Origin of the sequence: Limosilactobacillus panis DSM 6035, assembly GCF_001435935.1 — a bacterium.
GTDB lineage: Bacteria > Bacillota > Bacilli > Lactobacillales > Lactobacillaceae > Limosilactobacillus > Limosilactobacillus panis.
The window spans coordinates 1-5,670 of the sequence record NZ_AZGM01000145.1 but is presented as its reverse complement, the minus strand read 5'-3'; the positions used below and the strand labels follow the sequence as shown (position 1 = coordinate 5,670).

Annotated in this window: 5 protein-coding genes; 2 read left to right on the top strand and 3 right to left on the bottom strand. The window is 41.3% G+C overall.

Features of this window, described 5'->3' with window-relative positions; genetic code table 11:
• Positions 1-80 precede the first annotated feature (80 nt).
• Positions 81-1,046 carry a nucleoside hydrolase gene (locus tag FD32_RS09315; protein WP_047767827.1) on the bottom strand — a complete coding sequence of 322 codons (966 nt, stop codon included), beginning with the start codon at positions 1,044-1,046 and terminating at the stop codon, positions 81-83.
• Positions 1,047-1,282: 236 nt separating this feature from the next.
• On the opposite strand from FD32_RS09315, the gene FD32_RS09310 reads away from it, so the two are divergent.
• Positions 1,283-2,281 carry an NAD(P)/FAD-dependent oxidoreductase gene (locus FD32_RS09310; protein WP_047767829.1) on the top strand — a complete coding sequence of 333 codons (999 nt, stop codon included), beginning with the start codon at positions 1,283-1,285 and terminating at the stop codon, positions 2,279-2,281.
• Between the two features lie 175 nt (positions 2,282-2,456).
• Here FD32_RS09310 and istB read toward each other — a convergent pair whose 3' ends face one another.
• Both istB and istA read right to left on the bottom strand, forming a co-directional pair.
• Positions 2,457-3,194: an IS21-like element helper ATPase IstB gene (gene istB / locus FD32_RS09305; protein WP_047767831.1), complete on the bottom strand. Its 738-nt coding sequence runs from the start codon at positions 3,192-3,194 to the stop codon at positions 2,457-2,459.
• A 1-nt stretch (position 3,195) separates the two neighbouring features.
• Entirely contained in the window at positions 3,196-4,419 is a 1,224-nt protein-coding gene (istA, locus tag FD32_RS09300; RefSeq protein WP_047767833.1) for an IS21 family transposase, read from the bottom strand.
• A gap of 221 nt (positions 4,420-4,640) precedes the next feature.
• On the opposite strand from istA, the gene FD32_RS09295 reads away from it, so the two are divergent.
• Entirely contained in the window at positions 4,641-5,534 is an 894-nt protein-coding gene (locus FD32_RS09295) for an Abi family protein (RefSeq protein WP_053003010.1), read from the top strand.
• The last annotated feature ends 136 nt before the right edge of the window (positions 5,535-5,670 follow it).

Here is a 5,670-nt window from a genome sequence, read left to right as displayed (position 1 = left end):
AATCCGAAAATTTCATCTAACTCCATTAATTATTTGGGACTTATGTCACAGCCCCGGTAAAGGAGTGTTAAAAATTTATTCTAGTGTTCCTTGAACAGGTTGGTCAGGTGGTCCATGAAGACCTTCAAGTAGCGTTCCTTATCAACATTGACAGCTACCTTGACGTTCGGGTTCGGGTCGTTGAGCTTAGCGTTGTCACCAACCGTCCGGCCGTAGAATGGGCTGTCCGGATCGTATTCACAACGCATGAACAGGCTGATCGTTTGAACGAAGGATGGGTCAATGCCGACACCAACTGCCAGTGGGTCGTGGAGGGCACAACCACGCTTATCAATGTCGAGGTTGTAGTAAGCATCAATATAGAAGTCGGTGATGTCTGCGTATGCCTTACCAGCCTTGGTACCGAGGTCACGCCATTGTTGCGTTTCCTTCTTAGTCAAGAGGGTCCGCAGGGTGACGTCCAGGCCAACCATAGTTAATGGCAAGCCAGACTTGAAGACTTCATCAGCAGCCTTGGCATCCTGGTTGATGTTGGCTTCAGCGGCCGGGGTAACGTTCCCGTCAACTGTCAGGGCACCACCCATGAAGGTAACATTACCAATCAAGTGGGCAATTTCAGGATCCTTCTTCAGTGCGGCTGCCAGGTTAGTCATCGGACCAGTTGGGATAATAATTAAGTCCTTACCGTACTTATGAGCGGCATCAATGTAGAAGTCTACGCCGGATTCTTCTTCAACGGAACGTTGTGGGTCTGGCAGTTCAACCTCGCCAATTCCGTTGTTACCGTGAATATCCTTAGAAACTTGCATTACATCGAAGTGGTCAGATGTGCTAGAGTGCGGAAGCCCTTTGAATACTGGAATATCAGTATGCCCTAATAGTTCCAGTAACTTAAGGCTGTTTTGTGCACAAACGTCCAACAGGTTGTTACCGTATGAACTAACGATCCCAATCAAATCAACTTCAGGGTCAGCTAAAGCGTAGGCGATTGCTAAGGAGTCATCGACACCAGTATCTAAGTCGAGAATCATTTTTCTTTTAGCCATAATCTTGTCCCTCCAAAAAGTTAACTAAAAATTTTATCTACTACTCCATCTTAAAGTACTTTAGTGACAAAAACAATCAATATGGTAGCGCTTTTACAAAAAAGTTTAACATTGATATATCAACACGTCAAACCTTTTACGTAGAGTAACGATTAATTAATCGGTTAAGGGGTATTAGTTGCTTAATACCGGTAATGCTATAATATAGTAAGCACTAAAAATGAAAGGAAATTTTAATGGCAGAGCAAAGTTATGATGTAACGATAATCGGTGGGGGACCCGCAGGAATGTTTGCCGCTTTCTACTGTGGTTTGCACGAATTAAGAGCCCAGTTGATTGAGAGCCTTCCTCAGTTAGGGGGCCAGGTTGCTGCCCTCTATCCCGAAAAACAGATTTGGGATGTCGCGGGGATGCCCGGCGTGAGTGGCCAGGAACTGGTCGACCGCCTAAAGCAACAGATGGCGGTAGCACCGGTTGATCAATTTTTAAATGAAACGGTTGATGACGTCATCAAGGAAGATGATGGGACTTTTACGATCAAGTCCCGTCAACGGGAGTCACATTCCAAGGCGGTAATCATCGCCCTGGGTAACGGTGCCTTCACTCCCCGGCGGTTAAGCCTGGACGGTGCTGACGAGGCCGAGGGACACCAGTTGCACTACTTTGTCCAACACCGTGATGATTACCGTAACCAACGGGTAGCGGTCCTTGGGGGCGGTGATTCCGCAATCGATATCGCCCTGATGTTGGAACCCGTTGCCAAGGCGGTTAGCCTAGTCCACCGGCGTGACCAGTTTCGGGGACTTGAGCACACAATCACCCGCCTGGAGCAGTCCCAGGTCAATGTCTTGACCCCGTATCTACCAAAGAAGATGCGGGTTGAAGACGACCAGACGGTGACACTCAGTTTGAAGAAGCGGCGCAGCGATGAGGTCAAGTCCCTAAACGTGGACCAGTTGATTGTGAACTATGGTTTCACGTCCAACAATGCGGCCCTGACGAAGTGGTCATTGGACCTGGCCAGTGAACACAACCTGATTAACGTTGATTCGACAATGAAAACCAGCGTGGACGGGGTGTACGCGATTGGGGACGGGGTCAATTATCCGGGCAAGGCGGCCCTGATTGCTTCGGCATTTGGTGAGGCCCCGACCGCGGTAACGGCCCTTGCTAAGCAGCTTTACCCTGAGAAACACATGGCCGTACACAGCTCCTCAATGAAGATTAATAAATAAAGATCCCAAAATTAGTTTAGAAGTTGCAATATAGGAACTAAATAATTAATGGATTTAGATGAAACTTGCCAAATACATCTAGATCCATTTTTCTTTTAAAATACTGTCAAAGTGGAAAATAAAATGCCTTCTACCATTACCTTGCTATGCCGTACGCCTATTTGTCAAGGGCGGTTTAGGAATTGGCAGATGCTAGTCGATATGACTTGCCCTTGATCTTAATTACATGTGAGTGGTAGACAAGTCGATCTAAAATTGCTTCTGCTGCCGCTTGATTATGCAATACTGTACCCCAACTAGATAATGGGACATTGGTCGTTATGATCGTTGATTTGCGTTCATAACGGCCATTTATTAATTGAAACAATAAGTTGGCTTCGTTTGCTGCGATTGGTAGGTATCCTAATTCGTCAATGACTAACAGGTCATATCGTTCATAACGCCGCATTACTCTCTCTAAGTGCTGCTTTTCTTGAGCGGCTGTTAATCTCAAAATTAGCTCATGACAATTAATAAATAGAGTTCGTACGCCTTGCTTACATGCCTCAACTCCTAAGCCAATTGATAAATGCGTTTTGCCAACTCCCGGACTACCAATAAAAATTATATTTTCCTGGTTATCTAGGAAAGACATTGTCGCAAATTCTTCGATTTGCTGTCGTTTAATGGAAGGTTGGAATTCATACTTAAATTCGCCTAGTGTTTTCACTACTGGAAATCTAGCACGTTTAATACGTCTCTTCAGACTTTCTTCTTGTTGATAGGCTAACTCTTTATTTGTCAGCTCTAACAATGCTTCACTAAAACTAATTTGATGGTCATTCACCGGTTGACGATAATCGACGATTGAAGCTGCCATATTATTCAAATTTAACTTCGTTAAATTGGTTATTAGTTTCTGATACTGATTCATTTTATTCCCCTATCTGGTCATAGACATTCAAATTTTTAAGCATGTATCGATCGATGTCCTTATCACTTTTATCTGCCATTAAATTGCTTTTAAGAATGGCTCGCTTGTCATGTGGATCATAATTAAATTGTCGATCCGTTAAATCATGCTTTTGGATCTCCACACCTTGGTAAAAGATATGAATGGCTTTACCATCCTTAGTTGGTTTAATTTCAACCTCTTTTCCGATATAATTAGGGGAAACAGAGTATTGATGGTTTTGAAATCTGATCATTGAATCTCGTGATACTTTTCTGGTTTGGACGCTTTGGAAGTATCTAATGAGATCGTGATTGAGGGGCCTGAGATGCTCTTTTTCTTTTGCCCACAATTCAATTGGCTGATGGTTATTTCCTTGTGATTTTTCGTGATTAAGACGATGACACACACGATTGACGATTTCATTCAATTCACTAATCGTCTTAAATTCACCGTTATATGGTTTTAGACGTCCCATCGTTCTTGCCAATGCCTCAACGCAACCTTTGGTTTGCGGTCTAAACGGCCGACAAGCAATTGGATGGTAATCGGCATCATGACTAAACGACAAGAACTTTTCATTAAATCGATGGTGACGAAAATCGCTTAGTTTATGGTCAACGACAGTTGACATATTATCGAACCAAATTTCTTTGGGAATACCACCGGTAGCTTGAAAAGCCTCAAATAAACATCTAAAAAGGGTATCTTGCTTTTGATCTAACGTAAGCTTGAGAAACTTAAATTTGAAATACGGTAAGACATAAAGGAAGACGCTGAAAGTATGTGGTACGCCATTCTGGTCCATCATCGTAACTTTCTCTTTCCAGTCAACTTGAGCGCTCAAGCCAATTGTGTGCTCTACCCTAATCGTTGCTTTCTTTACTTGGAATTTACGAAAACGACGACAATAATCTTTGACGATTGTATATTTGCCGGTGAAGCCTTTCTCGACGATAAAGTCAAAGATTGATCTAGCGGAACAGCCTGCCGCATATTTAGACTCGATAATGTCACGATACTCATCTAACTTACTACGACGCCGGTGACGCTGATTATAGTTTGTTTCCTGGCCATTTAAGGCACGTAAATATGCAGCTTTTACTGTTCGTGGATCAACACCATATTGTCGAGCAATAGCCGTGTAGTTAGGTTTGATGTCTTCTATCACGAAATGTTTCATCCTTTCGTAAACGTCATTGCGCATACTCTTCACTTCCTCATCAAATAGATAAGGTGAGTATACAAAAAATGTAGGAAAACCGACAATTTTAAACCGCCGTTTTCCTACATTTTAATTCCGCCCTCTACATATTGATAATATGATTGTTAAATCAATAATACTTTGTGATAATAAACGTAGGACAACAGAGTAGCAGGGTGAAAATTATGAAGCAAATCTTATCTATTGATTAATTAATAGAACACATGGAAGATAAGGGAATTAAGTTTAACTTAGTTGGTACGAGAGAAGCAGCAGACTTTCTTCGTCATAACAACTACTATTTTAAATTAGCTGCATATCGAAGCTTGTATCCCAAAATCCCTCAAGGTAAAGGTGCTGGAAAATATCAAAACTTGGAGTTTGCCTACCTTAAGGAACTATCTACTATTGACATGCATACTCGCTATCTGATTATTAGAATGTGTTTAGATATTGAGCATGCTATTAAGGTACGCTTGATAGATTCAGCTACTCACAATCAAATGGAAGATGGTTATGAAATTGTAAGACAATACTTTAGTAAGGAAGATCCTAATTTCTATCTTTTGAAAACGATTCGTAATCATAAGTCTGGAGAGTATTGTAAGGATTTAATTGCAAAATATTATCCTTATTTTCCAATCTGGGCCCTAGTTGAGGTAATCTCATTTGGTGATTTACTACATCTTTGTGCTTTCTATGAAAAAGAATACCAATGTAAAATTATTCCAAATAATAAGTTGATGAATACGGTAAGAGACTTACGTAATGCTGCGGCTCATAGCAATTGTCTTCTAAACCAGTTAGGTAAAAAGATGGATGATAGTAAGCAGCCAAATGGATTAATTACAGCCTTTGTTAGACAACTAAATGTTGTCGGTCAATCTTCTAGACATAATAATCTTCAAAAGAACTTTTCGTACGATATAGTCACGTTATTGTATGTTTACGATTACCTAATTCCGGGTGTTTCAAAGAAAAAACGGATGGTAGAATTGCATGAGTTTATGCATGGACGGGTAGTGAGAAATCATGATTACTTCCGGGGGAATAATAAGATAACCGGGACATATGTTTTCCTAGATAAGGTTATTGACAAGCTGGCTGCAAAATATTAAACTACAAATAGTATTGAAAAATATATTTGTATTTTTGTAGGGGGCTAAGATTTATCTTGCCTCCGATTTTTTAATTAATCACTGAAACTTGAAAGCACGAAAACTAGCCGGAGCTGCGTCAGCTTCGGCTTTTCTC